Source organism: Nocardioides zhouii, from assembly GCF_004137345.1.
GTDB classification, from domain to species: domain Bacteria; phylum Actinomycetota; class Actinomycetes; order Propionibacteriales; family Nocardioidaceae; genus Nocardioides; species Nocardioides zhouii.
In genome coordinates this window covers 1-24,974 of sequence record NZ_SDWV01000020.1, presented here as the reverse complement: position 1 = coordinate 24,974, position 24,974 = coordinate 1, and the positions used below count along the sequence as shown (strand labels likewise).

At 70.1% G+C, this 24,974-nt stretch carries 27 protein-coding genes and 2 tRNA genes; 21 read left to right on the top strand and 8 right to left on the bottom strand.

What is annotated here, in order from left to right:
* Window positions 1–27: 27 nt before the first annotated feature.
* The 3 genes from EUA94_RS17125 to EUA94_RS17115 all read left to right on the top strand — a co-directional run bounded on the left by EUA94_RS17125 (window position 28) and on the right by EUA94_RS17115 (window position 2,048).
* A complete protein-coding gene (locus EUA94_RS17125) occupies window positions 28–444 on the top strand; it encodes a pilus assembly protein CpaE (protein ID WP_129428115.1) in 417 nt (138 codons plus the stop codon).
* Window positions 445–510: 66 nt separating this feature from the next.
* Window positions 511–1,002, top strand: coding sequence for a SigE family RNA polymerase sigma factor (locus EUA94_RS17120; RefSeq protein WP_129428114.1), 492 nt, complete (start codon window positions 511–513; stop codon window positions 1,000–1,002).
* A gap of 299 nt (window positions 1,003–1,301) precedes the next feature.
* Complete coding sequence (locus tag EUA94_RS17115) at window positions 1,302–2,048, top strand: hypothetical protein (protein WP_129428113.1); 747 nt, start codon at window positions 1,302–1,304, stop codon at window positions 2,046–2,048.
* A gap of 81 nt (window positions 2,049–2,129) precedes the next feature.
* On the opposite strand, the gene EUA94_RS17110 is transcribed toward EUA94_RS17115, so the two are convergent.
* The 3 genes from EUA94_RS17110 to EUA94_RS17105 all read right to left on the bottom strand — a co-directional run bounded on the left by EUA94_RS17110 (window position 2,130) and on the right by EUA94_RS17105 (window position 3,324).
* A tRNA-Arg gene (locus tag EUA94_RS17110) sits at window positions 2,130–2,205 on the bottom strand.
* A gap of 329 nt (window positions 2,206–2,534) precedes the next feature.
* On the bottom strand, window positions 2,535–2,669 hold the full coding sequence (locus tag EUA94_RS22985; RefSeq protein ID WP_277986123.1) for a hypothetical protein: 135 nt from the start codon (window positions 2,667–2,669) through the stop codon (window positions 2,535–2,537).
* Between the two features lie 52 nt (window positions 2,670–2,721).
* Window positions 2,722–3,324: a DUF6518 family protein gene (locus EUA94_RS17105; protein ID WP_129428112.1), complete on the bottom strand. Its 603-nt coding sequence runs from the start codon at window positions 3,322–3,324 to the stop codon at window positions 2,722–2,724.
* Window positions 3,325–3,547: 223 nt separating this feature from the next.
* Here EUA94_RS17105 and EUA94_RS17100 point away from each other — a divergent pair, with 223 nt between their 5' ends.
* Genes EUA94_RS17100 through EUA94_RS17075 form a run of 6 tightly spaced genes read left to right on the top strand, consistent with a single transcriptional unit; the run spans window position 3,548 to window position 9,179 of the window.
* Complete coding sequence (locus EUA94_RS17100; protein WP_129428111.1) at window positions 3,548–4,174, top strand: M15 family metallopeptidase; 627 nt, start codon at window positions 3,548–3,550, stop codon at window positions 4,172–4,174.
* Entirely contained in the window at window positions 4,171–5,325 is a 1,155-nt protein-coding gene (gene alr, locus EUA94_RS17095; RefSeq protein ID WP_129428110.1) for an alanine racemase, read from the top strand. Before EUA94_RS17100 ends, alr begins: the two co-directional genes overlap by 4 nt.
* On the top strand, window positions 5,325–6,266 hold the full coding sequence (locus tag EUA94_RS17090) for a D-alanine--D-alanine ligase family protein (protein ID WP_129428109.1): 942 nt from the start codon (window positions 5,325–5,327) through the stop codon (window positions 6,264–6,266). The genes alr and EUA94_RS17090 overlap by 1 nt, the downstream gene beginning before the upstream one ends.
* The gene (locus EUA94_RS17085; protein WP_129428108.1) at window positions 6,263–7,267 is read left to right on the top strand and encodes an acyltransferase family protein; all 1,005 of its coding nucleotides are present in this window, start codon (window positions 6,263–6,265) and stop codon (window positions 7,265–7,267) included. The genes EUA94_RS17090 and EUA94_RS17085 overlap by 4 nt, the downstream gene beginning before the upstream one ends.
* Entirely contained in the window at window positions 7,264–8,517 is a 1,254-nt protein-coding gene (locus EUA94_RS17080) for a sensor histidine kinase (protein WP_129428107.1), read from the top strand. The genes EUA94_RS17085 and EUA94_RS17080 overlap by 4 nt, the downstream gene beginning before the upstream one ends.
* On the top strand, window positions 8,514–9,179 hold the full coding sequence (locus tag EUA94_RS17075) for a response regulator (RefSeq protein WP_129428106.1): 666 nt from the start codon (window positions 8,514–8,516) through the stop codon (window positions 9,177–9,179). Before EUA94_RS17080 ends, EUA94_RS17075 begins: the two co-directional genes overlap by 4 nt.
* Window positions 9,180–9,673: 494 nt before the next feature.
* Here the strand turns inward: EUA94_RS17075 and EUA94_RS17070 are convergent, their stop codons facing one another.
* The gene (locus EUA94_RS17070) at window positions 9,674–10,618 is read right to left on the bottom strand and encodes a hypothetical protein (protein ID WP_129428105.1); all 945 of its coding nucleotides are present in this window, start codon (window positions 10,616–10,618) and stop codon (window positions 9,674–9,676) included.
* 525 nt (window positions 10,619–11,143) lie between these two features.
* On the opposite strand from EUA94_RS17070, the gene EUA94_RS17065 reads away from it, so the two are divergent.
* Together EUA94_RS17065 and EUA94_RS17060 are read left to right on the top strand one after the other, a co-directional pair.
* On the top strand, window positions 11,144–12,415 hold the full coding sequence (locus EUA94_RS17065) for an LCP family protein (protein WP_129428104.1): 1,272 nt from the start codon (window positions 11,144–11,146) through the stop codon (window positions 12,413–12,415).
* Complete coding sequence (locus EUA94_RS17060; protein WP_129428103.1) at window positions 12,412–12,591, top strand: hypothetical protein; 180 nt, start codon at window positions 12,412–12,414, stop codon at window positions 12,589–12,591. Before EUA94_RS17065 ends, EUA94_RS17060 begins: the two co-directional genes overlap by 4 nt.
* A gap of 93 nt (window positions 12,592–12,684) precedes the next feature.
* Here the strand turns inward: EUA94_RS17060 and EUA94_RS17055 are convergent, their stop codons facing one another.
* The 3 genes from EUA94_RS17055 to EUA94_RS17045 form a co-directional block, all read right to left on the bottom strand.
* Window positions 12,685–13,041, bottom strand: coding sequence for an MscL family protein (locus EUA94_RS17055; protein ID WP_129428102.1), 357 nt, complete (start codon window positions 13,039–13,041; stop codon window positions 12,685–12,687).
* 61 nt (window positions 13,042–13,102) lie between these two features.
* Window positions 13,103–13,726: an SAF domain-containing protein gene (locus EUA94_RS17050; RefSeq protein WP_129428101.1), complete on the bottom strand. Its 624-nt coding sequence runs from the start codon at window positions 13,724–13,726 to the stop codon at window positions 13,103–13,105.
* 87 nt (window positions 13,727–13,813) lie between these two features.
* Window positions 13,814–14,149, bottom strand: a complete 336-nt coding sequence (locus tag EUA94_RS17045) for an FmdB family zinc ribbon protein (protein WP_129428100.1) — start codon at window positions 14,147–14,149, stop codon at window positions 13,814–13,816.
* A 129-nt stretch (window positions 14,150–14,278) separates the two neighbouring features.
* Between EUA94_RS17045 and EUA94_RS17040 the strand changes: the two genes are divergently transcribed.
* On the top strand, window positions 14,279–16,933 hold the full coding sequence (locus tag EUA94_RS17040) for a penicillin acylase family protein (protein WP_129428099.1): 2,655 nt from the start codon (window positions 14,279–14,281) through the stop codon (window positions 16,931–16,933).
* A gap of 117 nt (window positions 16,934–17,050) precedes the next feature.
* Here EUA94_RS17040 and EUA94_RS17035 read toward each other — a convergent pair whose 3' ends face one another.
* The gene (locus EUA94_RS17035) at window positions 17,051–17,665 is read right to left on the bottom strand and encodes a 5-formyltetrahydrofolate cyclo-ligase (protein ID WP_129428098.1); all 615 of its coding nucleotides are present in this window, start codon (window positions 17,663–17,665) and stop codon (window positions 17,051–17,053) included.
* 22 nt (window positions 17,666–17,687) lie between these two features.
* Here EUA94_RS17035 and EUA94_RS17030 point away from each other — a divergent pair, with 22 nt between their 5' ends.
* The 9 genes from EUA94_RS17030 to EUA94_RS16990 all read left to right on the top strand — a co-directional run bounded on the left by EUA94_RS17030 (window position 17,688) and on the right by EUA94_RS16990 (window position 24,660).
* A complete protein-coding gene (locus EUA94_RS17030; RefSeq protein ID WP_129428097.1) occupies window positions 17,688–19,091 on the top strand; it encodes a UTP--glucose-1-phosphate uridylyltransferase in 1,404 nt (467 codons plus the stop codon).
* Entirely contained in the window at window positions 19,084–20,325 is a 1,242-nt protein-coding gene (gene glp, locus EUA94_RS17025) for a molybdotransferase-like divisome protein Glp (protein WP_129428096.1), read from the top strand. The genes EUA94_RS17030 and glp overlap by 8 nt, the downstream gene beginning before the upstream one ends.
* Window positions 20,325–20,798, top strand: a complete 474-nt coding sequence (moaC, locus tag EUA94_RS17020; protein WP_207210601.1) for a cyclic pyranopterin monophosphate synthase MoaC — start codon at window positions 20,325–20,327, stop codon at window positions 20,796–20,798. The genes glp and moaC overlap by 1 nt, the downstream gene beginning before the upstream one ends.
* Before the next feature lie 14 nt (window positions 20,799–20,812).
* A complete protein-coding gene (locus tag EUA94_RS17015; protein WP_129428095.1) occupies window positions 20,813–21,289 on the top strand; it encodes a MogA/MoaB family molybdenum cofactor biosynthesis protein in 477 nt (158 codons plus the stop codon).
* Between the two features lie 53 nt (window positions 21,290–21,342).
* Window positions 21,343–21,906: a GNAT family N-acetyltransferase gene (locus EUA94_RS17010; protein ID WP_242494940.1), complete on the top strand. Its 564-nt coding sequence runs from the start codon at window positions 21,343–21,345 to the stop codon at window positions 21,904–21,906.
* A gap of 60 nt (window positions 21,907–21,966) precedes the next feature.
* Window positions 21,967–22,839 (top strand): divisome protein SepX/GlpR, encoded by an 873-nt coding sequence (gene sepX, locus EUA94_RS17005; RefSeq protein ID WP_129428093.1) that lies wholly within the window; start codon window positions 21,967–21,969, stop codon window positions 22,837–22,839.
* Window positions 22,840–22,908: 69 nt separating this feature from the next.
* A tRNA-Ala gene (locus EUA94_RS17000) sits at window positions 22,909–22,981 on the top strand.
* Window positions 22,982–23,140: 159 nt separating this feature from the next.
* A complete protein-coding gene (locus tag EUA94_RS16995; RefSeq protein WP_165356952.1) occupies window positions 23,141–23,398 on the top strand; it encodes a helix-turn-helix transcriptional regulator in 258 nt (85 codons plus the stop codon).
* Between the two features lie 170 nt (window positions 23,399–23,568).
* The gene (locus EUA94_RS16990; RefSeq protein WP_165356951.1) at window positions 23,569–24,660 is read left to right on the top strand and encodes a site-specific integrase; all 1,092 of its coding nucleotides are present in this window, start codon (window positions 23,569–23,571) and stop codon (window positions 24,658–24,660) included.
* Window positions 24,661–24,974 lie beyond the last annotated feature (314 nt).

The window sequence follows — 24,974 nt, the reverse complement described above, 5'->3', positions numbered from 1 at the left end:
TCACGGGTGTCGGGGCACACTGGCCACGTGATCGCCTTCGACCTGGCCCTCCGCCTGCACGACGCGGGCGTGGCCTGGACACCCGGCAACGGCGACGAGTTCTGGGTCCCCGACCGCGAGCTCGACGACATCACCTTCCTCGTCAGCGACATGGTCGTCGAGGTCCGCGACCACGCGGGCAGTCGCGTCCTCGCCTTCAACGGCACGACCGAGTGGGCGCTCGACAGCGTCGAGGAGCGCGAAGCCGTGTGGCTGCCGCGACTCGACCAGGTCCTCGACCTCCTCGGAGCGCACTTCGTCAGCCTCACAGCGCGATCCGGCGGACACGTCGTACGCATCACGGAGTCGGACGGCGAGCAGGAGCACGTCGACGTCAGCGCCGCCGACGCGGCCGCGCGAGCCCTGCTGAGCCTGCTCGAGCGGGACGTCCAGACCCCCGGCTGAGCGGCCGTCGAGAAAACTCGCGCGTGTCTCTCAACCTCCGGCACGCGGGGGGTCTCTAGGTGAGTGATGGAACAAGACGCTGAGTTTGCCGAATTCATGTCTGCTCGTTGGAGTGCGCTGTATCGGACGGCGTACCTCCTCATGGGACAGCACCACCAGGCCGAGGATCTCCTCCAGGACGTCCTGGCACGCACGTGCGTGCGGTGGCCGTCGATCAGGGACAAGGGACTGGCAGAGGCGTACGTCCGACGCGGGCTGATCCGTGCTGCCTCCCGGCAGTGGCGACGTCGCGGCCGCGAACGCTCCACAGACCTCGTGACGGACGTCGGGCAGCCGGGTGAGATGGAGCTCAGCGCCCAGAAGCTGGTGCTCTGGGAGGAGATCCAGCGACTGCCTCCCCGGATGCGGGCAACGCTGGTCCTCCGCTACCTCGAGGACCTGTCGGAGCACGACACGGCCGCCCTGCTCGGAGTGTCGGTCGGATCCGTCAAGAGCCAGACCCATCACGCCCTCAAGCGGCTGCGCGCCGCCATGCCAGAAATGGAGCACCGCTCATGACGCACATCCACGACCTCCTGACCGAGATCCACGGGACGATCGTCGTGCCGGCACCGGATCACCCGGAGCTGCACCGGCGAGCCGCCCGGCTCCGCGGACGACGCCGACTGGTACGGGCCGCAGCAGGTGTGGCCGTGGTCAGCGCTGTCGCCGTCGCCACTGTGGCGGTGACCTCGCCGAGGGACGGGGCGTCGACCGATTCGTCGGTGGCCTCGCCACCGGCCCCCATCGGCGTCCCAGTCGTCCTCGACGGGCAGCTGACCACCGTCACGTCGAACGGGAGCACCATCGACACAGGAGTGGCCGGCGCGTTGCTGGGCGTCTATCGCGACCGGGCCGTGGTACTGGACGGCGATCAGCTGATCGGTCTCGACGACGTCTCGATCAGCTCGGTGCGGACTGCGTTTGTGGACGCCTCAGGCGCGACCTTCCAGAGGGAGGACGGGACCCTGGGCGCTGTCGGCGATCACCTGGTCGTCTTCTGGACGAACTGCCGGTCCTGCCACGGCACGCAGGCGCCTGACACTGACCTGCTGGCGGACGGGCTCCTGATCGGGGCCGGTGAGAAGGGGTTGGTGCTGGAGGACGGATCCGGACTTCGGTTCCTCGACGCCGCGGGTGCTCATCCTGTCCGGCTGGGCAGCGACGGCGCTCGGGTCGAGGTGACCAGCGTGCAGGTCGCGGGCGACACCGTGGCCGTGGTGAGTGGAAGCACGGTGCAGTTCTTCGACACGGACGGCACTCGTCGCTCCGGGTTCCTCGGGGGAGTGGTGGGTGCCCTGTCGGCCGACGGCACGACGTACGCGTATGCGCCGACGGCGGATGAGCTCGCGAGCGGCATGAAGCCGGGACTGAGCTTCTACGACACCACCACAGGGCAGCTCCGACGGACTCCGCTCGATGGTGCGCTCGGCTCGATCGCGTGGCGTGGAGGCGACCTGCTCGTGGTGACGGATGGGGGAGCAGCGCAGACTCTGTGGCGGTGCCACATGCGTGGCTGTGAATCGCTCTTCGAAGCCGGCGGCTCATCACTCAGTCTTCAGTGAGCGCAGGTGCACGCTGATCGGGGCGGCGCCGCAGTCAGTTCGTCGTGCAGCGACCGATCCGGTGGGTGATCTGATCGTGCGTGGTGCCCCAGGCAAGAGTCGAACTTGCGACCTTTCGCTTAGGAGGCGGCTGCTCTATCCACTGAGCTACTGGGGCGGGACGTGCGTAGATCCCTGCGGAAAACTCGCACGCACCGCGGAAGTCTAGTGATGTCTGTACTGACCGAGCATGCCGGCCGTCGCGCTCGTGCCGCCGAAGACGCGTTCGGCAACTAGCCCATCCCGCTCACTAGGACATGCACCAGAGCCCGCAGTGCGCGGGCGATGAGTTCATCCCCTCCGACTGCATTGACGAGGCACGCAGCCGCAGCGGCCTCGACGCCCGGACTGAGCCGTTCACGCGCCGTGCGTGTCACGGTGGTGGGTGAGTCGGTGCCCGCGCATCATCGAACTGCCCCGTTCTCGGTCAAGTTGAGGCGGGGACAACTACAGGGCGCGCAGGAACTGGTGCAGGACGTCAGCGCAGAGGTCGAGACCCGTCATCGGTGGCGACACGAGGCGGGTGCACAGGGGGTTGGCGTACAGGCGGCTGGTGCTCTCATCGTCCCTGCTGAATGGCACGCTCACGACGCTCGACAGAGGCGAGCGTGACTCCTGCCAGAAGTCCAGCTCCCTAGACGGGGGGCGCAGCGTTCAGCCACGCGTAACCCCCGCTCAGGGCTGCGGTCGCGGCCAGGAACGTGACGACCATGACCGCGGTAGGCGCGACTCTGCGAAGCCGCACCAAGGGGGTCGCAAGAACGAGCAGCAGTCCCAGTACGAGGACGGTGGTCCAATAGACCGGGCTCGTGGAGTCGGCTACGACCGTGAGGCCGTAGATCCCATCGGCAACCAGGACCCCAGCGAGGACCCCGGATCCAAGCGCGACGGGCATGGTGCGCGTACTGGCAGCACCCGCGGCGGCGACACCGACGAACGGTCCTGAGACCAGGCCGATCGCGCCCCACAGCGTCGGGTCGTAGGCCAAGCCCCGCAATTCGGATGCAAAGGTGTAGCCCAGGACCAGGCAGACGAAGCTGACAGTGCCGAGCAGGGCGCCCCGCCTCAGTGACGGCCGCTGCGCCATGACCGCCAGCGCCGTCAACGCCGCCCATCCCGACGGCGAGTTGGCCAGCGGGTGCCACGCGTCGGGAAGCAGGCCCTGGGCCCATGACGTCACCGCTCCGAGCACGAGGCTGACCGCGGCGACACCCAGAACGGACCCGATCAGGGCCACGGTACGCGCTGTGGGCGTGGTGGTCGGGCCAGGGGCGGTGGAGTCGGTTTTAGTGTGCACGCGATCTGTCTATCGGTGCAGCGGGTGCACCACCAGCGGAAGGCCGGAGTCCGGCACCCAGAGGCAAGACTTCGGTACTTGAGGAGGATCGCCGAGCCGCCAGAACACCCCACAGGTACTTCAGGTGGAGGCGGCGTGTTCGTCCAACCCCTGACGGTGTGGCATGACGATCCTCCTGTCGGACCCACGGGTCTCCGCCATCCCCCTCCACGAGTCGGGCGAGCGCATGGTCGCTCTCGACGCATCCTTCGGATCAGCAGGCGCGCTGGTGCGCGCCGGGTTGGCGGCGCGACTTGTCGAGGCGCAGCGACTGCTGCCGCCCGGGGTGGGTCTCGAGGTCGTGGAGGGGCACCGTCCAGCGGCCGCGCAACAGGCGATCATCGCGGGCTACTCCGCCGAGCTCCGCGCCGCCCATCCCGGCATCCCCGCGGGCGAGCTGTACCAGCTGACCAGCCGGTTCGTTGCGCCAATCAACGTGGCACCCCACGTCGCAGGAGCGGCGGTGGACGTGACCCTCGTCGACGCGACCAGGAAGCCCCTCGACCTCGGCACCCCCATCGACGCAAACCCCGAACAGTCCAACGGCGCGTGCTACTTCGCGGCCGACGGCATCGGCAGCACGGCGCGGGCCTGCCGTGACCTCCTGTCCGCCGCACTCACCGGAGCGGGGCTCGTCAACTATCCGACCGAGTGGTGGCACTGGTCCTATGGCGACCGCTATTGGGCCCTGACGACCGGTGCGCCGGCAGCGCTCTACGGACCCGTCGACGTGCAGAGCGACGCGGCATGACCGCCATGACAATCGCAGCCACCGACTTCGTCGCAGGCCCGCGACTGAACATCGACCTGCACGCCGTAGCAGCGAACACGCGCGTGTTCGTCGCCCGCGCGCAGGGCGAGGTCATGGCCGTCGTCAAGGCGGATGGCTTCGGCCACGGGGCCATCGACGTCGCGCGCACGGCTCTCGCCAACGGCGCGACCCGCCTGGGCGTGACGAGCCTCAGCGAGGCGACAGCGTTGCGGGCCGGCGGCCTGAGGGCGCCGGTGCTGAGCTGGTTGAACGCCGTGGATGCGGACTGGGCCTCGGCGGTGCGTCACGACGTCGAGGTGGCCGTACCCTCCCTGGCGCACCTCGATGCGATCGTGAACGCGGCGACCGGGGCACGGGTCCATCTCCACCTCGACACCGGTATGGCCAGGGACGGGGCATCACCGAGCGAGTGGGGGCAGCTCTGCCGGGCCGCGAGGCGCGCGGAGCGACACGGACGGCTGAGGGTCGTCGGAGTGATGGGGCACCTGGGCTGTGCCGATGTCCCGGTGGACGGGTGCAACAGACAGGCGCGCCAGCTCTTCATGTGGGGTGTCCGGTCCGCGCGGTCCGCAGGGTTGCGCCCGCAGCACCGGCACCTCGCGGCCACGGCCGCCACCCTCACTGACTCCGACGCCCACCACACGATGAGCAGGATCGGCGCGGGACTGGTCGGCATCGACCCGTCCCGAACGGTCGACCTGGAGCCTGCGCTCAGCCTGACCGCCCCACTCGTGAGCGTCCGCACCGTGCCGGCCGGTGCCCGCGTCGGCTACGGCCACGCGTGGACGACTCCCGCACCGACACGTCTCGGGCTCCTGCCGGTCGGGTACGCCGACGGGCTCCCGCGTATCGCCTCCGGGCAGGCTGAGGTGCAGGTCGGCGGCCAGCGTCGTCCTCTGGTCGGACGCATCTCCATGGACATGGTCGTCGTCGACCTGGGCGACGTCGTGGTCGCCATCGGTGACGACGCTGTCGTCCTGGGTCCCGGGCACGCCGGGGAGCCGACCGTGCGGGAGTGGGCTGGGTGGGCCGACACCCTCGAGCACGAGATCGTCACCGGCCTCGGGGCACGCGTGCGCCGCACCACCAGCGGGGCTGCGACGCATCGCCATGTCCGGCAGGCGTTGTGATGACGGTCCGGGTGGCCGTGATCGGCGGAGGCCAGAACTGCGAGCACGAGGTCTCCTTAGCGTCTGCGGCCGGGATGGTGCGTGCCCTGCTGGTCAAGGGGTACGAGGTCGTCTCGCTGACCATCGCGACCGACGGGACGTGGCGCGACGGTGCGGGGCGAGGGATCGAGCTGGCTGACGCGATCCGCGTGCTCGGCACGTGCGACGTGGCTGTCCCGGCGGTGCACGGCCCGCGCGGTGAGGACGGCACCCTGGCCGCGCTCTGCGAGCTCGCCCTGGTGCCGTACGTCGGATCCGGTGTCCGGGCAGGAGCGGTCGCCATGGACAAGTGGACGACGAAGCTCGTGGCGCAGGCCGTCGGCATCGTCACCGCCCCGGGGGTCCTGCTGACGGCAACCACGGCCAGGTCTTATGTGTGGACGCGACCAGTCGTCGTCAAACCGGTCGCTGCCGGGTCGAGCCACGGGGTCTCACTGGTCTCCGGGCCTGACGACCTCGAGCCCGCCCTCAGCTCGGCACTGGCGCTCGACGACCGGATGCTGGTGGAAGAAGTGGTGACAGGTCGTGAGATCGACGTCGCCGTGCTCGGTCGGCCGGGCGGAGAGCGAATGGTCGCGCCGCTGCTCGAGATCACGGTCGAGGGCGTGTTCGACTTCGACGCCAAGTACGTCGCCGGCACCACCTTCGACGTACCCGCCCACCTCACCGACGGTGAGACCGCCGCGCTGTCCGGCTCGGCCATCGCCATGTACGACGCACTCGGGTGCGCAGGCGTGGCTCGGATCGACTTCTTCCTGACCGCCGACGGCCCGGTGCTGAACGAGGTCAACACGATGCCGGGGTTCACCGAACAGTCCCAGGTGCCCCGGATGTTCGCCGCTGCCGGCATGTCCTACGGTGACCTGCTCGACATCCTGGTCCGCGACGTGCTCGACGGATGAGCACACCGACGGGGCGTGTCGCCGGGCTCGACGTCCTGCGGGGCATCGCCATCGCACTGGTGATGCTGAAGCACGCCTCTCCCACCTTCTTCCCCGGGGCAGGCGTCGTCGGGGTGGTCATGTTCTTCGCCCTCAGCGGCTACCTCATCACCGGCCTGCTGGTGGGCGAGATCGAGCGGACAGGGACGGTGGACCTCCGAGGGTTCTACGTCCGCCGTGCGCACCGCCTCGTGCCGGCGCTGGTGGCGCTGGTCGCCGGCATCGTGGTTGTCACCCTCGCGGTCGACCCACTGGACGACCGCGCCCAACTCGGGAAGACCGTGCTGGTGGCGCTCACCTGGACAGGAAACCTGCCTTTCGGCCATGCCAGCGACGCGACCTTCCACCTCTGGACCCTTGCCACCGAGGAGCAGTTCTATCTGTTCTGGCCGGCTGTGCTGGCGCTCGCCGTCGCGCGGCAAAAAGTTGGTGCGACCCTGGTGCTTGCCACAGCGGCCTGCACCGCCGGGTGCGTGGCGACCGTGGTCTGGCTGCGAGAGGCACCGGATCTTGCCTATGCGCTGCCGACCTCGTGGGCGCTCTGTTTCGTTGTCGGAGCCGCCACGCGGATCCTGCAGCACCGCATGCGCGTGCCGTCCCTGATGGCGCTTCCCGTTCTGGCTGCACTGGGTGTGCTGAGCGTGGTTCCATTGCGGGGACATGCGCTCACCTACCTGGCAGGAGGTCCCGCCATCGCGGCCCTGACGGCGGTGCTGCTCATCTCCTGGCGCACCTGGAACACCGTGTCGACGAGGCCGCTCCGGGCGCTGGCGTGGCTCGGCACGGTCTCCTACGGCGCCTACCTCTGGAATTATCCACTCACCCTCTGGCTGCGTCCGTCGTGGGGCGAGGTCGCCGGTCCAGCAGCCATGGTGCTCACGGTGGTCGCGGCCGCAGCGAGCTGGCACCTCGTGGAACATCCCCTCCAGCACCAGCGAGCCCCAGAACCAGCAACGCCATGACCCGCGGATGGCGCGCGTGGGCGCCCGACGTCGCCCGGGGAGTCGCCGTCCTGGCGGTGGGCTTGGTCGAGACGGCTCTCGGCCTCCCGTACGACGGCGCCTCGGTGAGCGTGCTGACGGTAATCATCGGCACCGCCACTGCGGTTGCGCTTGGCCGTCGAGCACCCGGGGTGGCGCTGACGGTCGTGTGGGCCGTCTACGCCGTGCAGCTCCTGGCCGGCACACCGACGATGTTGGTCCAGGTCGCCGTCGCGTTCGTCGCCTTCGGCGCCGCGCGATGGGGCAGTACCGCCACCGTGTGGCTCAGCGGACTGTCGATGCCTGCTGCCGGGCTGGTGGCCTACCTCGCGCTGGTCGTCGACAAGTCCTTCCTCATCGATCTCCCCACGAACGGTCACCTCCTCGATCTCGCCGCCAGCATGGTCGGCACCTGGCGGGCCGTCGCCGTGCTGCTCACCGCCCTGCTGCTGGCCGGACCGTGGCTGCTCGGACTCGTGCTGCGCTACGACGCCCGAGCCAGGGAGTCGAGGGTCTCTCAGGTCGCCGCGGAGCAGGCCGCCGCTACCGCCCACCGCGAGGCCACCCAAGCCCGAGAGATCGCCCGCCTGCGGGAGGAGCAGACGCGGTTGGCCCACGACGTCCACGACGTGGTCGGGCACTCACTCGCCGTCATCCTCGCTCAGGCAGAGGCTGCACAGTTCATCCCGGACGACGACCCGGAGGGCCTCCAAAAGACGATGAGGACGATCGCCTCCTCCGCGCGCAGCTCACTGCAGGACGTACGCGAGGTGCTGACTCCGAAGCAGGAGCCGGTGCCTCGCCCGAGTGGGATGGACGAGCTCCTGGAGAATGTCCGTTTGAGCGGCCACGACGTGGACCTCGTCGAGGCAGGGACTCCTCGCCCCCTACCTCCCGAACTCGACTTCGTGGTCTATCGGGTGCTTCAGGAGATGCTGACCAACGCTATCCGGCACGGACGCCGCGCCGCGCCCATCAGCGTGGAGAAGCAGTGGCATCGCGAGCTGCGCATGGAAGTGTCCAACGCGGTCGACGCCACCGAAGACGAGACCGAGAACGACGCCGAGGCAACCGCTGCAGTAGGCGGGGTAAACGGGGGTCAGGGCATCGACGGCATGCGGCGCAGGCTGGCATCGGTCGGAGGTCGCCTCGACGTCCAGCGCCACGAGGGGAACTCAGGACCCACCTTCACTGCGACCGCGTGGATCCCGCTGCGTACGGTGCTGAGGTGACCGACGACATCCGTGTCCTGCTCGTCGACGACCAAGAGCTCTTCCGTGCCGGCGTCGCGGTCATCGTCGACGCCCAGGACGGCATGCGTGTCGTCGGACAGGCAGGTGATGGCCTGGAGGCGCTGCGCCTCGTCGAGGAGGTCGAGCCCGACGTCGTGCTCATGGACATCCGGATGCCCGAGATGGACGGCGTCGAGACAACACGGCAGCTCTACCAACGCGACCGCACCGCCCGACGCACTAAACCGTTGCGAGTCGTGGTGCTGACAACGTTCAACCTCGACGACCGCGCCGCAACCGCCATCCGACACGGCGCGAGCGGATTCCTGCTCAAGGACACCACCCCCCTGATGCTCCGCGACGCGATCCGCACCGTCCACTCCGGCAACGCCGTGCTGGCACCGCAGGACCTGTCGGTGCTGCTCGACACCCAGTTCAAGGCACCGCGGCCGGTCCCAGTGGCCTACGGCTCGCTCACTGACAAGGAGCGGCAGGTCTTCGCTGCGGTGGCCAAAGGCTTGTCCAACACCGAGGTCGCAGCCGAGATCTTCGCAAGCGAGTCAACAATCAAGACCCACGTGGGAGGTATCTTGCGCAAGCTGTCGCTGCGCGACCGGGTGCAGATCGTAGTCTTCGCTCACGAGCACGGATTGACCCGCTAGTCGGGCACTCTCCTCTGCGCTGCGATCGACGGCGTCGACACCAACCCGGTCTCGCTGCACCCAGTCCCGATTGCTCAAGCCGGCGACGCCGAGCCCATAGATGCCGAGCATCAATCCAGCACTACGCACGAATGGTTGTCACAATTGCTCCGCGAGTGCTTGGGGACGGTTGAGGCCAGCGGGACCTGAGCGAGGAAGGCTTGGGTGGCCGGACATTGCTAGCAACCGTCAGAGCGGCCAGAACCGGCCAGAACTGGTCACGGTTGGCCACTCAAGTCCTTCCGGATCTTGACTCAGGTCCTGCTGGGGCACCACGTGATGAGAGGACCATCCCAGGTCACGCCTACAGCTATAGGTTTTATGCACGTCCTACTGGGGCGGGCCATGTGCACATTCGTGTTGAGAACGTCCACTGACGCTGGTCATTTTGGCAGGAGCGGGTTGACGTGACGAATGCGACCCCTGAGCGTGTCCGATTCCGTCGCCGCGCGGGGCTATTGCAGGTTCGCCTGCAACCGCTGCGCCATGACCTCGCGGGCGACTTTCATGTTGACGCCGGTCGTGTGTGACGTCGCGACCCGGACGACGCGTTCACTGTGCACGTCCCACAACCACAAGCCTCCGCTACGCCAGTCATCGACCAGCAGGTGGCGGTTCGTCAGCCACACCTGCGCCCCGAGGTGGCACTCGCCCGATCGCTCGTTCGCGAGCATCGCGACGACTTCGCCCGTCGATGGGTCCACGACAACGACACCGCTTGTGTCCCGCGCCCGTCGATTGCGAGAGCACTGCGGAAACGCCAGGTGGCTGGCGGCAGCGGGGCCACCGCCCGTCGTAGGGAAGAGTCGGAAGTCCAGGTTGACGACCGAAGGTGCGATGCCTACTTGGTGGGTGATGACTCGCGCAGGGTGCGACGAGTTCGCGCCCTGCACTTCGAACGTCTCGCCGACGACGCCCGGAGTGGCGTAGAACTTGTTGTAGGGGACCTTCGAGAGGCCCCCGGTCGTCACGTCAAGGGCGCAGCCCTTCGGTCCGCAGGCTCCCCTGCCGTTCCGGTCCTTGAAGAACAGCGTCGCCGCATCTTCGGACCACTCCAGGGCAACGGCGTGATCCACGTCCACGGGCAGGTCCCCGGGCACATCGAACCGTCGGAAGGTGTTGTCCCGAAGGTCGACAGTCACGAGTCCGGACGGGTCCGCCAGTGCCACCCTCCGACCGTCTCGTGAGAGAGCCATCGACAGCTCGCCGTACGCACGGGCACCGAACCCGTACCGCTGCAGGTCGAACTGCCGCCACTTGCCCGTCTGCGTCATGAGATAGGGATGGCCCACGCGGATCGCCTCGGCGTTGTCGTCGGTCGAGAACAGGTTCAGCTGTGCGAGCAGCATGCCGCGACCGACGGGTGCGTCGTCAACTGTCGGTGCAGAGACGGCGCTCATGAGGTCGATGTCGAGGCTGCCCTTGGTCGGCGTGGCGTTGACGGAGGGAAGCCTCAGTCGAAGGGCGTCAGGTACGGGCCCCAGGGCTTCTGGCGGCGCGGGTGTAGACGTCGCGGTGGTCAGGGGCCGGTCGGGCGCAGGAGCAGGGCTGGTCTCCGCTGTGACTCCGTCAGAACAACCGGTGGCCCCCAGCAGGACCCCGCACAAAGCAACTACGCCGCCGTGCCGCACGGGCAATCCCCCTCTCCACCTGTGATGTCGTCGCGCACGGTAGACGAGGGGCAGGACAGTTCGGTTGCGACGAATGCGCCGACATGGGGCACCGCGACCACCCCGAACGGCTCCCGCTGACTGGGTCCGCACCTGTGGATGGGACCCGTGGTGAGGACCACGACGGCGTACGCCGGCCCGCGCCCGCGGGCGTACGTCGGTCGAAATCGCGCCTGCGGTGGAAGGTGAAATCTTGCAGTCGTGAAGTAGGTTCAGTCCCCGTCAGCCAGTACACCCCTGTCGAAGGTGAGCCCCGTGTCGGATGAGTTGCGTCCGGAGCCTCCCGACGGCGCGCCCAGGCGCAAGGGCAAGGTCACGCGCAAGCACACGGTCGGTCGCGTCATCCTGATCAGTGCCGTCGTGCTCGCGATGGTCACCGCGCTGGGCGTCGTCTACCTCGTCCGCCACCTCAACGGCAACATCGAGGGGATCTCGCTCGAGAACCTCGGTGGTGAGGAAGAGCGTCCGGAGGAGGTCTACACGGGCAACGGCGAGCCGCTCGACATCCTCGTGATGGGCTCGGACTCGCGCGACTGCGAGGGCTGCGACATCGACCAGGAGGGCGGCGGCGGCTCCGACACCACCATCCTCATCCACCTGTCTGCCGACCGAAGCCGGGCGTACGCCGTCTCGATCCCGCGCGACTCCATCGTCGACCGGCCGGAGAGCGGGTGCGACTCGCCGCCCGCGACGGAGGTGATGTGGAACATCGCCTACGACCTCAACGGCCCGACCTGCACCCTTCGCCAGCTCGAGGAGAACACCGGCATCCGCGTCGAGCACTTCGTGGTCGTCGACTTCGGCAGCTTCGGCAAGATGGTCGACGCCGTCGACGGCGTGGACGTCTGCGTGCCGGAGGACATCGTCGACAGGGCGCACGGCATCTTCGTCCCGAAGGGCAACCCGTCGAACCTCACCGGCGACCAGGCTCTCGACTACGTGCGGGCCCGCTACGTCGGGGAGAAGATCCAGCAGAACGACATCTCCCGGATCCGGCGGCAGCAGGAGTTCATCGGCGCGCTCGTACGCCAGGTGAAGTCGGCCGGCACGCTCACCCGACCGGACAAGGTGGTCCGGTTCCTCAACGCTGCGACCAACGCGCTGCAGACCGACGACGAGTTCGACGACGTCACCAAGATCGCGCGGGTGGCGCTCCAGCTGCAGAACATCGGCCTCGACAAGGTCAAGTTCGTGACGCTGCCGACCGACTACTTCCCGGTCGACGACCCCGAGTTCAGCGGCAAGGTCTTCTGGACCGAGCAGGCCACCGAGATCTGGAAGCTGCTCGCCCTCGACAAGGTGCTCCCGCCCAAGCTCATCGGCGGCACGTCCGTCAGCGCCGAGGGTCCACCCGGGACGTCGGAGTCGCCGACCGCCGGCGAGAGCGAGTCGCCCTCGCCCTCGGAGACCCCGAGCGAGACCCCGAGCGAGACGCCGTCCGAGACCGCCTCCGAGACTCCCTCCACGCCGACGGCTCCCGAGACGACGGAGCCCGAGGAGGAGCAGATCTTCGGGGTCTGCGCATGACGACTCCGGACGTTCCTGTCGAGCAGGAGCCGGAGTGGCAGCGTCGCCGTCGCCTGGCCGCGGCCTTCGGCGACGACGTACCGGAGCAGACCAGCGACGACACCGACGCCCGCGAGGACCGCGCCGGCAAGGGCGACGACTGGTATCGCAACGAGGTGCCGCCGCACCACGGCTGATCGCGCTACCCGGGCGAGCGGGCGGGCGGGTGCGCCGGGGGATGGCGAAACGGCCCGCCCCTTCCGGGACGGGCCGTTCGACGTGAGGTCGGGTCAGACCGCGGTGCCGCCGCGCGTGGCGAGGAGGTCGCGGATCTCCTCGAGGAGGGCGACGTCGGCCGGGGTGCCGGGCTCCTCCGACGGGAAGAAGCGCTCCTTGGCCTTCGTGTAGGGCGTGACGACGAAGAAATAGACGACGGCGGCCATGATCAGGAACGAGATCACGGCGTTGAGGAAGGCGCCGAAGCTCTCCGGCGCCGTGGAGAAGATCTGCGAGTTCGTGTCGGGCAGCAGCCCGAGCAGCCACGCGGTGAAGGTGCTCACGACCGAGGCGAAAGCCAGCGCCATGATCAGTCCGGTGGCGATCTCGATCAGGTTGCCCTTGAGGATGAATGCCTTGAAGCCACCCATGGTGTGCCTCCCCTGGTGAGGCCCCCGAGAGGGCCGGCGGAATGAGTGAATGCACAGCACGCTAGCGGTTCCAGGCCACCGTCAGGAACTGTGCCAGCGCCGCGCTGGCGACCGCGGTCGCCTCGTCCGCTGACGCGGCGACCACGACGAGAGCGCCGCCAGCGGGGCCGTCGGGAACCTCGGTCGGCGTCGCGAGGACGGTGACGTCGCTCGCCACGACGCGCGTCTCGCCGGTGCCGGGATCGGTGGCCACCAGGTCGACCCGGTCGCCGGCTCGGAGGAGCGCCGCCATCCCCGCGTCGGGCAGGCGTACGGGCATCACCGTCTCTCCCGGCCGCGCGTCGGCGAGCGACGGACCGACCAGGCGTACGTCCGTGAGCACCTCGCCGCGGCCCATCGGGCCCGCCAGCACCCGGCCCGCTGCGGCCTCCGCAAGATCGGGTGGCGCGAGGTCGGCCGGGAACGCGCGACGCACCAGGTCGTCGTCATCCAGGACGGCTCCCGACGGCAGGTCGCGGGCCGCGACCAGCACGTCGACAGTCTCCGGCGGCGGGGGAGCGACCGTACGCAGCGCGGCGAGAACCGCGCAGGCGGTGAGGAGCGCCGCGATCACCCGGCGGCGGCGGCGCAGCTGCTGGCGTACGGCGCGAAGCCGGCGCCGCGCCGGCGGGAGTCCCGGGAACATCCCCCGACGCTAGGCCGCGGAGGCCCGGTCGTGCCGGGGCTCTCCACAGGGGGTCTCGATACGCGGGCTACGCGACGACCGAGACGGTCAGTCGGAGGAGGAGGAGGAGGAGGAGGAAGAGGTCTTCGGGGACGACGAGGACGACGAGGATGAGCTCGAGGAGTCCGACGACGACGACGAGCCCGACGTGGAGGCCGCGGCCGGCGCCGAGGAGGGGGTCGACGGGGGGACGGACGACGAGGAGTCCTTGCGGCTGTCGGTCCGGTAGAAGCCCGAGCCCTTGAAGACCACGCCCACCGCGTTGAAGAGCTTGCGCAGCTTGCCCTCGCACACGGGGCAGGTGGTCAGCGTGTCCTCGCTGAAGCTCTGGAACTGCTCGAACTCGTGACCGCACTCCGTGCAGGCGTACTGGTAGGTGGGCATCGTGGGATCCTCGGAAGACAGCGGGGGACGACTGGGTGGTGCAGTGATGGGGCTGTTCGGCCGGGCCTGCGCGACGCGCTGGCACTCAGGCCGTTCGACTGCCAATGGTACGGCACAATGGAGCACGCGATGAGCGACCAGCCCCCCACCCCTTCCCCTGATACTGCCCCCGACGCCGGAGCCGACTCCGCCGACACCCCGCGTACGAGCCGGTGGCAGGCGTTCCGCCGGTTGCCGCGCGCGGTGCGCTGGACGGCCTGGACCGCGGTGGGCGTGGTACTCGTGCTGGTGGTGCTGGCGGCCGCCGTCGTGGGCGTCGTACGCCGACCGCTGCCGCAGACCAGCGGTGAGGTGACGGTGCCGGGGCTGACCGCGTCGGTCGACGTGCTGCGCGACGACTACGACATCCCGCAGCTCTACGCCGACACCGACGCCGACCTGTTCCGCGCGCAGGGCTACGTCCACGCGCAGGAGCGGTTCTTCGAGATGGACTTCCGGCGCCACGTGACCGCCGGCCGGCTCTCGGAGATCTTCGGCGAGGACACCCTCGAGACCGACAAGTTCATCCGCACGATGGACTGGCGCGGCGTCGCCGAGCAGGAGTGGGCGCTGCTCCAGCCGGCCACGCGCGACGCGCTGACGGCGTACGCCGAGGGGGTCAACGCCTACCTCGCCGAGCGCAAGCCCTCGGAGATGGCCGCGGAGTACGCCGTGCTCGGGCTCAGCGGGCTCGACTACACGCCCGAGGAGTGGGAGCCGGTCGACTCGCTGGCCTGGCTCAAGGCGATGGCGTGGGACCTGCGCGGCAACATGGACGCCGAGGTCGACCGGGTGCAGCTGTCCGTCGACCACACCCCCGACGAGATCGCCGCGCTCTGGCCGGCGTACCCCTTCGACCAGCACCCGCCGATCGTCTCCGGCGGCGGCGTCGTGGACGGCGTCTTCGAGCAGAACGCCACCGCCAACGGCACCCGCAACCCGACCCGCCCGGCGTACCCGCCGGAGGTCGTCGCCGCCCTCGATCGCGTGCAGGACACGGTCGCGGCGATGCCCGACCTCGTCGGGTCCGGGCGCGGTGTCGGCAGCAACTCGTGGGTCGTCGACGGCGAGCACAGCGCCACCGGGATGCCGCTGCTGGCCAACGACCCGCACCTCGGCATCAGCCAGCCCGGCATCTGGATGCAGATGGGGCTGCACTGCCGCGAGATCTCCGCGGAGTGCACCCTCGACACCTCGGGCTTCACCTTCTCCGGCGTCCCGGGCGTGATCATCGGCCACAACGCCGACGTCGCCTGGGGTTTCACCAACCTCGGCCCGGACGTCACCGACCTCTTCCTCGAGCAGACCGAGGGCGACGACCGCTACGTCCGCGACGGCGAGAGCGTGCCGATGCAGGTCCGCACCGAGACGATCGAGGTCCGCGGCGAGGACGACGTCTCGCTCCGGGTGCGCGAGACGGTGCACGGACCGCTGATCAGCGACGTGTCGTCGGAGTTCGCGACGGTCGGTGCCAATGCGCCGACCGACGAGCCCGGCGAGCGTGGCAGCGGGTACGCCGTCGCGCTGGCGTGGACCGCCCTCGACCCGGCGCCCACTGCCGACGCGATCCTCGAGCTCAATCGCGCGTCGAACTGGGACGAGTTCCGCGCGGCCGCCGCCGACTTCGCGGTCCCGGCTCAGAACCTGGTGTACGCCGACCGCGAGGGCCACATCGGCTACCAGTCGCCCGGCCGGATCCCGATCCGTCGCTCCGGCAACGACGGCACGATGCCCGTCGAGGGCTGGATCAGCGCCAACGACTGGACCGGCGACTACATCCCGTTCGACGGCCTGCCCAGCGTGCTCGACCCCGCCGAGGGCTTCATCGTCACCGCCAACCAGGCCGTGATCGGCCCGGACTACCCCTACCTGCTCACCGAGGACTGGGACTACGGGTACCGCTCAACCCGCATCCGCGAGCTGCTCGCCGCCGAGGGCGAGTTGTCGGTGCAGGAGATGGCGAGCCTGCAGCTCGACTCGGCGAACCCGATGGCCGGGATGCTCGTGCCCTACCTGCTCGACATCGAGGACCTGCCCGGGCGCTACTACCGCAACGCGCAGGACCTGTTCCGCGGCTGGGACCTCTCCTCGCCCGCCGACAGTGCGCCCGCGGCGTACTTCAACGTGGTGTGGCGCAAGCTGCTCGAGCTGACCTTCCACGACGACCTGCGTACGCGCTCGTGGCCCGACGGCGGCGACCGGTGGTTCCGCGTCGTCGGCGCGATGCTGCCCGAGCCCGCCGGCCCCTGGTGGGACGACGTCGACACCGAGGGCGTCGTCGAGACGCGTGACGACATCCTGCGCGAGGCGATGCTCCAGGCCCGCGACGAGCTCACCCGGCGCCAGGCGCGCGACCCGCGCCGTTGGACCTGGGGCCACCTGCACCGGATGAACCTCCACAACGCGACGCTCGGCGAGTCCGGCATCGCGCCGATCGAGCGGCTCTTCAACCGTGACGGCTGGCAGGTCGGCGGCGGCGGGTCGATCGTCGACGCCACGTCGTGGAACGCCGTCGACGGCTACGAGGTCACCGCCGCGCCGTCCATGCGGATGGTGGTCTCGCTCGCCGACTTCGACGACTCGCGCTGGATCAACCTCACCGGCGTCTCCGGCCACCCCGCGTCGTCGCACTACTCCGACCAGACCGAGCTCTACGTCGCCGGCCAGACCCTGCCCTGGGCGTACTCCGTCTCCGCCGTCGAGGCGGCGACCGACGACCGGCTGGTGCTGCTGCCGGGAGGCTGAGGGGGCGTACGGAGGGGTCGCCGGGACAGTCTCAGGAGTCCCGTAGGTCTCCTGCGTCACGGCGCTGGGCGGAGTTCGGCGCGGTTGTGCCGTTGCAACAGCACAGTCGCGCGGGAGTCACCGCTGAAGCGGTGACTCCGACAGGGCGACCACCCCGCTCCCCGTCAGCGCAAACCCGACGGGCAGGTCGTGGGGGTCGGTCGGTACGGCAACCCCGACCTCGTCGTCGTAGAGCACGACCGCGACCGGGGTCCCGGCCGGCACCCGGGCGAGCGCGCGGTCGTAGCAGCCGCCGCCCTGGCCGAGCCGCTCGCCGGAGGGGGACGCGGCGAGGCCGGGGACGAGCACCACGTCGGCACCGCCGACGGCGTCGACGCCGAGCCGCGGTCCGGTCGGCTCGAGCAGCCCGCGCACTGCGGAGGCGAGGTCGTCACGCCCGGAGTAGAGCGTCCAGTCGAGGTCGAGGTCGGGCAGCACCACCGGCACGATCACCCGCTTGCCGGCGGCGACCAGCGCGTCGAGGAGGAGCCCGGTCCCCGGTTCGCTGCCGACGGAGACGTACGCCGCCACAGTGGCGGCGTCGCGCACCGGCGCCCAGCCGAGGGCGACGCGGGAGACGGACCCCGCGAAGTCGGCCGCGGCGGCCAGCGGGCGGCGCCGACGGGCGGCCCGCACCTGGTCGCGCACCGCGCCCTTGGCGACCGCATTGTCTGCCGAGTGTCCTGTGTCCACCTCAGCAGCCTACGATCGAAGCATGGCAAGCAAGGGCAACGGCCGAGGCCTCGAGATCGCGCGCGAGAAGATGCGGCAGGCGGGCGTCGACGAGGTCGCGATCGACACGTTCGCGCACTACTACCGGCTCCTCGAGCACGGCGAGACCGGCATGATCGCCGAGGACACGATCGAGCCCCTCGACATGGAGGCGCTGGCCGACGTCGACGTGCCCGACGACGTCGCGACCCGGGCCATCGGCAAGACGGCGGTCATTAAGCTCAACGGCGGCCTCGGCACGTCGATGGGGATGGATCGCGCCAAGTCGCTGCTGTGCGTACGCCGCGGGCTGAGCTTCCTCGACATCATCGCCCGCCAGGTCCTGCACCTCCGCAAGCAGTACGACGCCACGCTGCCGCTGCTGTTCATGAACTCGTTCCGCACCTCGTCCGACACGATGGCGGCACTCGCCCGCTACGAGGACCTGCCGGTCGACGGCCTGCCGCTGGAGTTCCTGCAGAACAAGGAGCCCAAGCTCCTCGCTGCCGACCTCATGCCCGCGGCGTACCCGAAGGCCCCCGACCTCGAGTGGTGCCCGCCCGGGCACGGCGACATCTACACCGCGCTGCGTGGCACCGGCCTGCTCGCCCGGCTGCAGGACGCCGGCTACCGCTACGTATTCGTCTCCAACTCCGACAACCTCGGCGCCGTGCCCGACGCGCGCGTCGCCGGCTGGTTCGCGCAGAGCGGCGCCCCGTTCGCGATCGAGGCCGTGCGACGTACGCCGTCCGACCGCAAGGGTGGCCACTTCGCCCGCCGCAAGAGCGACGGCCGCATCGTGCTCCGGGAGTCGGCGCAGACGCCCGACGCCGACCGGGAGGCGCTGACCGACCTCGACCGCCACCGGTTCTGCTCGACCAACAACCTGTGGTTCGACATCGAGGCGATGACCGACACGCTCAATGCGCGCGGCGGCATCCTCGGCCTTCCACTGATCCGCAACGTCAAGCACCTCGACCCGGCCGACCGGTCGACCCCCGAGGTGATCCAGGTGGAGACCGCGATGGGCGCGGCGATCGAGGTGTTCGAGGGTGCGCGCACCATCGAGGTCGGTCGCGACCGCTTCGTCCCGGTGAAGACCACCGACGACCTCCTGGTGCTGCGCTCCGACGTCTACGACCTCGGCAAGGACTTCGTGCTCGACCAGGCCGGCGACGACGTCCCGTACGTCTCGCTCGACGGCGACTTCTACAAGCTGGTCGGCGACTTCGACAAGCGCTTCCCCGACGGCGCGCCCTCGCTGCGCGACGCCGACTCGTTCACCGTCGAGGGCGACTGGACCTTCGGCCGCGGCGTACGCGTCGTGGGCGACGTGGCCCTCGCGTCGTCCGCCGCCCAGCGGGTCGAGGGCGGCACCGTCCTCGATGAGCAGGAGAAGCATGGCTGAGCCGCTCCCCGGCCTCCTTCCGGTGGCCGACTACGTCGAGCGCATCCTCGCCACCGTCTCGCCGCTCCCCGCGTTCCCGCAGCCGTTGATGGAGGCCCTGGGCCTTGCGCTGGCCGAGGACGTCGTGGCGCAGATCTCGCTGCCGAGCTTCGACAACTCCGCGATGGACGGCTACGCCGTCGTCGCCGAGGACGTCGCCGGCGCCACCGAGGACGCGCCGGTCACGCTGCCCGTCGTCGGCGAGATCGGTGCCGGCCAGTCGTCGATCCTGGCGCTCTCGCCGGGCACGGCCGTCAAGATCATGACCGGCGCGCCCGTGCCCGCCGGTGCGACCACGGTCGTACCGTACGAGTGGACCGACCGCGGCGTCGCCCAGGTGCGCATCGACCGGCCCGCCCGCCCCGGCCAGCACATCCGCCCGACCGGCGACGACATCGCCGAGGGCGACATGCTGCTCGAGGAGGGGACCGTCCTGGGCGCGCGCCACCTCGGCATGCTCGCCGCCGTCGGCCGCGCCACCGTGCGTACGCGCCCGCGTCCTCGCGTCGTGGTGATCTCCACCGGCTCCGAGCTGCGCGACCCCGGCACGCCGCTGGGCCACGACTCGATCTACGACGGCAACTCCTACCTCCTCGCCGCGGCCGCCCGCGCGGCCGGCGCGATCGCCTACCGCGTCGGCATCGTCCCCGACGAGTCGCACGCCTTCACCGAGGCACTCAGCGACCAGCTGGTCCGCGCCGACCTCGTCGTCACCAGCGGGGGAGTCAGCGAGGGCGACTTCGACGTCGTCAAGGAGTCGCTGTCGCACCACGGCACGATGTGGTTCGGCGGCGTCGGCATGCAGCCGGGCAAGCCGCAGGGCTTCGGCACGATCGGCGAGGACGCCACCCCGGTCTTCACGCTGCCCGGCAACCCCGTCTCCTCCTACGTCTCCTTCGAGATGTTCGTGCTGCCCGCGATCCGCCGGATGATGGGCAAGCTGCCCTACGTCCGGCCCACCTCGCGCGCCCGCCTCACCCACGGGATCTCCTCGCCCGAGGGCAAGGTCCAGCTGGTGCGGGGAGTCTTCGACACCGACCGCGGCGGCAGCTTCGTCTCGCCGGTCGGGGGCCACGGCTCCCACCTCATCGGCGACCTGGCCACCGCCAACTGCCTGATCGAGGTGCCCGCCGACGTCACGTCGATCAGCGCCGGCGAGATGGTGGCGGTCCGCAAGCTCGACGAGGAGTTCTGATGGCACCCGAGCGGCTGACGCACGTCGACGAGACCGGCGCCGCCCGGATGGTCGACGTGGGCGACAAGCCCGTCACCGCGCGTACGGCGTCCGCCACCGGCCGGGTGCTGGTCAGCCGCGCCGTCATCGCCCTCCTCCGGGGCGAGGGCGTGCCGAAGGGCGACGCGCTAGCAGTGGCCCGCATCGCCGGGATCATGGGCGCCAAGCAGACGCCGGCGCTGATCCCGCTGTGCCACCCGCTGTCGATCTCCGGGGTCACGGTGGACCTCGCCGTCACCGACGAGTCCGTCGACATCACTGCGACGGTCCGCACCACCGACCGCACCGGCGTCGAGATGGAGGCGCTGACCGCCGTCTCGGTGGCCGCGCTCACCGTCGTCGACATGGTCAAGGCCGTCGACAAGGCCGCGGTCATCACCGACATCCGCGTCGAGACGAAGTCCGGCGGCCGGTCCGGCCAGTGGTCCAGGTGAGGGCAGTGGGTCCGATGAGCCTCCGGGCGGCCGTGGTGGTCGCGTCCAACCGCGCCGCGTCGGGGGTGTACGCCGACGAGACCGGACCGCTGATCGCCGACTGGCTGCGCGGCCAGGGCTTCGACTGCGACGCGCCTGCCGTCGTCCCCGACGGCGACCCGGTCCACGAGGCGATCGCCGCCGCCGTCGCCGCGGGTGCCCGGGTCGTCCTCACCACCGGCGGCACCGGGCTGACCCCGACCGACCGTACGCCCGAGGCAACCGCGCCGCTGCTCGACCGCGAGGTGCCGGGCATCGCCGAGGCGATCCGCGCCGCCGGGGTCGCGAAGGGCGTGCCAACCGCGATGCTCTCGCGCGGGCTCGCCGGCATCTCGGGCGACTGCCTCGTCATCAACCTCCCCGGCTCGCGCGGCGGCGTGAAGGACGGCCTGGGTGTCCTCGAGCCCGTCCTCGCCCACGCGGTCGAGCAGGTCGTCGGGAGCGACCACTGAACGCGCTGTCGGGGTCGGCGCCCGGCTGGCCCGCCCGCCTGGAGTCCTACGGCGTGGTGGTCCGGTCGCTGCGCCGGTCGGACGCCGACGAGTGGCAGGCGGTGCGCGCCCGCAACCAGGACTGGCTGCGCCCGTGGGACGCGACCGTCCCGCCCGGCGCGACGCCGCGCCCCTCGTCGTACAAGGACGTCGTGCGCTCCCTGCTGCAGCAGGCGCGGCGCGGCCAGTGCCTGCCGTTCGTCGTCGAGGTCGACGGGCGTTTCGTCGGCCAGGTGACCGTCAGCAACGTCGCGCGCGGGTCGGCGCAGTGGGCGTCCATCGGCTACTGGCTGTCCGCGGACGTCGCCGGCCGCGGCGTCGCGCCGCGGGCCGTCGCGATGGTGATCGACCACTGCTTCGGCCCCGTGGGCCTGCACCGCATCGAGATCTGCGTCCGACCGGAGAACACGAACTCGCTGCGCGTCGTGGAGAAGCTCGGTCTCGAGCAGGTCGGCTACGCGCCGCGCTTCCTCCACATCGACGGCGCTTGGCGCGACCACCGGATCTTCGCGGTGACGGTGGAGGAGTGCCCCGAAGGAGTCAGCGCGCGCCTCGAAACACATCAGTCACACCAGTAGTTCTGCGACACACCACTTGACATCCGCCTCGCTCGTGCTCCGCCCTCCTACGCTGCCAGCGTGGACCTGAGCGCTCTCATCTTCGTCGCCCTTGCCGTGGCGTGGGCCGTCTACCTGATCCCCAAGGCCCTGAAGCACCACGACGAGGTGGTCCGCAGCCGGTCGGTCGAGAAGTTCTCGCACACGATGCGGGTGCTCGCTCGCCGCGAGCCCGTCGACCGCCGCAGCGCCCGGCTCGTCGTCGCGCCGATCCGCGCCGCACTCCGGCCCCCGGTGGAGACCAAGGCCCACGCGCCGGTCGAGCCCGTGCCGGCTGCCCCGTCCGCTCCGGTCCGTACGTCGCCGCAGGCCGAGCGCGCCTCCGCCCGCCGCGCCGCCAAGCGTCGTCGCAACGTCCTCGCCCTCATCGCTCTCGCCAACGCCGTCGTCATCGGCCTGGCCGCCGGCGCCGTGATCTCCTCGCCGTGGGTGGCCGCTCCGGTCGGCGTGCTCGTCGCGTGGCTGGTCGCCTGCCGCGTCTCCGTCCGCGCCGAGCGCCGCCAGCGCGACGTACGCTCCGCGATCGAGATCGGCTACCCGCCCCACATCGAGGCGGACGACGACGACCTCGACATGACCGGCGAGATGCCCATGACACCGCCGCAGCCCCGCACCCCGAGCGCACCCGCGCCGGCCGAGACGCCCGCCGAGGCCCCCGCGGTCCGCGCCGAGGCTCCGGTGCCCGGCGGCTGGGACATGGTCCCGACCACGCTCCCGACCTACGTCAGCAAGCCCGCCGCCCAGCGTCGTACGGTCTCGACCATCGACCTCGACTCCACGGGCGTGTGGTCGAGCGGCCGCAACGACGAGGACTCCGCCCTCGCCCGCTCCGCCGAGAAGTCCGCCAAGTCGGCCCGCGACGCCGACGAGGCCCGCCGCGCCAGCGGCGCCTGACGCTCCCGCAGGCCGATTCGGTGGGGCCCGATCTGCTCGTGTATCTTGGCGTCGCGCCGTGAGGCGCGTGGGGGTGTGGCGCAGCTGGTAGCGCGTCTCGTTCGCATCGAGAAGGCCAGGGGTTCGAGTCCCCTCACCTCCACAAAAACCGCAGGTCAGTGGCCATCCCGACATCCTGATGAAGGAGATTGGGATGGCCACTCCGCGTTTACTCCGCACATTGGGCCCGACAGGGCTGCTTGCCTCGCCCCATCTCGGGCGCTCTCGTCGGCTCCCGGGAGCCCTCGGACACCTGAGGGTCATGACAACCGAGAAGATCCGAGACCGCTCCGCCCACGTGACGTCCCTGTCGCTGGCCGACGGCGTGCTGTCCCTGTCCGAGCTCTGCGTGCAGCTGCAGGTGAGTGCTCAGACGATCTACGACCTGCGGAGCCAAGGACGCGGGCCACGCGGCTTCCGGGTGGGGCGTCAGCTGCGCTTCCGGACCAGTGAGATCGAGGCGTGGCTGACGCGCCTGGAGAGCGAGGACGATCGACGGCACCAGCCGAGGGGGCACTGATGGCGCGCCCCCGTACTCCCCTGGGCGCCTATGGGTCGATCGCGGTACGCCGCCGAGGTGACCGGGTGATAGCCGAGACCCGGATCCGCGATGCGGACGGACGGCTGCGACACGTCCGAGTGACCGCACGGACCTCGGCTCAGGCGCAACGAGTCCTCAGGGAGCGGCTCGTGAATCGGCCCACCTTCGGCGGCACCAAGGCCCTCCTGGCGCAGAGCACCTTCGCTGATCTGGTCGAGGTGTGGCTGGCCGACCTCGCCGTCCAGCAGCTCGCTGAAGGAACCAAGCAGAACTACCGCGACCAGGTGCGTCTGCACGTCCTGCCGGCGTTCGAGCCCTACACGCTCGTCGAGATCACCACCGGCCGGGTCGAATGGTTCCTCAAGTCGCAGGCTGCGATCTCCTCTTCGCGGGCGCGCCAGTCTCGAACCCTGTTGAACCTCCTCTTCGGATTCGCGTTGAGGCACGACGCGGTGACCCGTAACCCCGTCGCAGGGACCACGCCGTTGCGTCACCCGAAGAGCCAGCCAAGGGCCCTCACACTCGAACAGATCGCCGCAATCCGCACGGCCGCCGCGAACTGGAGAAGCGAGCCAGGCCTGCCAGGACCGAAACCCGACGGGCAGGTCCGCGACATCATCGAGGTGCTCCTGGGAACAGCCATGCGCACCGGAGAGGTCCTCGCGCTGCGCCCGTGCGATCTCGACGACCGCCCGGCCGGGATGGTCGCAGCGGTGACAGGCACCGTTGTCCAACGCAAAGGCCAGGGTGCGATCCGCCAAGACCGCCCCAAGTCCGAAGCCTCGATCCGGCGGATCCCGGTACCCGAGTTCGCGGCAAGTGTCTTGCGACGCCGCTCCATCGGAGTCGAGGAGGCCAGGACGATCTTCGCCAGCCGCACGGGCGGTCCGCTCAGCCCGTACAACGTCCGGCGCACCTTCCGAGACTTCCTGGTCGGGGCCGACCTCGGTGACTCTGGGATCAGCCTCCGCTGGTACCGACGCACAGGCGCCACGGTCATCGCCAGGGGGATGGGCAGCGACGCGGCAGCAGCCTTCCTCGGGCACTCCTCAACGGCGATCACAGAGGGCCACTACATCGAGCGCGACCCGACCGTCGATCCGACCCCGGCCGCGCACTTGGAGCGGACACTGCGACCCGTCACCCCCGATGATGCCCTTCTGGTGCAAGTAGCTGCAGCGCAGGAGGACGCACTGCTCGCGGCCCTCGACCATGAGACGGACGACGACCCCGTGTCGTAGCGCCGTCACCGTATGGGAACGAGACCGGCACCAACGGCCGCGAGGGCGGTCCTTTGTCACCGCGCCGATTCGCGGCGCTGTGCAGTGCCTTAAGGTCACGTTCAACTGCGCGATGAAAGACACAAGCAACGAAGCCGACGTGGACGTGACGGGTGACGCCACAATCCGACGGGCGTTGGATTTGTCGGGCCGTCCATCGCGGCCCACGGTCCTGCTGATTCAGCATCACCGGTCTGACCGGGACTGTTTCAGTAACGGTGTTTCCGGCGGTTTCCATTAGTAGGTCTCTGCTGCCGGCCAGCGGTCGGCGAAGG

Coding starts and splice junctions, on each gene's coding strand:
- EUA94_RS17080 (WP_129428107.1), top strand. CDS start 7,264: ATGACCCGCGGATGGCGCGCGTGGGCGCCCGACGTCGCCCGGGGAGTC.
- EUA94_RS17070 (WP_129428105.1), bottom strand. CDS start 10,618: ATGAGCGCCGTCTCTGCACCGACAGTTGACGACGCACCCGTCGGTCGC.
- moaC (WP_207210601.1), top strand. CDS start 20,325: ATGGCACCCGAGCGGCTGACGCACGTCGACGAGACCGGCGCCGCCCGG.
- EUA94_RS17085 (WP_129428108.1), top strand. CDS start 6,263: ATGAGCACACCGACGGGGCGTGTCGCCGGGCTCGACGTCCTGCGGGGC.
- EUA94_RS17120 (WP_129428114.1), top strand. CDS start 511: ATGGAACAAGACGCTGAGTTTGCCGAATTCATGTCTGCTCGTTGGAGT.
- EUA94_RS17055 (WP_129428102.1), bottom strand. CDS start 13,041: ATGGGTGGCTTCAAGGCATTCATCCTCAAGGGCAACCTGATCGAGATC.
- EUA94_RS17040 (WP_129428099.1), top strand. CDS start 14,279: ATGAGCGACCAGCCCCCCACCCCTTCCCCTGATACTGCCCCCGACGCC.
- EUA94_RS17100 (WP_129428111.1), top strand. CDS start 3,548: ATGACGATCCTCCTGTCGGACCCACGGGTCTCCGCCATCCCCCTCCAC.
- EUA94_RS17090 (WP_129428109.1), top strand. CDS start 5,325: ATGACGGTCCGGGTGGCCGTGATCGGCGGAGGCCAGAACTGCGAGCAC.
- EUA94_RS17030 (WP_129428097.1), top strand. CDS start 17,688: ATGGCAAGCAAGGGCAACGGCCGAGGCCTCGAGATCGCGCGCGAGAAG.
- EUA94_RS17045 (WP_129428100.1), bottom strand. CDS start 14,149: ATGCCCACCTACCAGTACGCCTGCACGGAGTGCGGTCACGAGTTCGAG.
- EUA94_RS17015 (WP_129428095.1), top strand. CDS start 20,813: ATGAGCCTCCGGGCGGCCGTGGTGGTCGCGTCCAACCGCGCCGCGTCG.
- EUA94_RS16995 (WP_165356952.1), top strand. CDS start 23,141: ATGACAACCGAGAAGATCCGAGACCGCTCCGCCCACGTGACGTCCCTG.
- EUA94_RS17060 (WP_129428103.1), top strand. CDS start 12,412: ATGACGACTCCGGACGTTCCTGTCGAGCAGGAGCCGGAGTGGCAGCGT.
- alr (WP_129428110.1), top strand. CDS start 4,171: ATGACCGCCATGACAATCGCAGCCACCGACTTCGTCGCAGGCCCGCGA.
- EUA94_RS17050 (WP_129428101.1), bottom strand. CDS start 13,726: ATGTTCCCGGGACTCCCGCCGGCGCGGCGCCGGCTTCGCGCCGTACGC.
- glp (WP_129428096.1), top strand. CDS start 19,084: ATGGCTGAGCCGCTCCCCGGCCTCCTTCCGGTGGCCGACTACGTCGAG.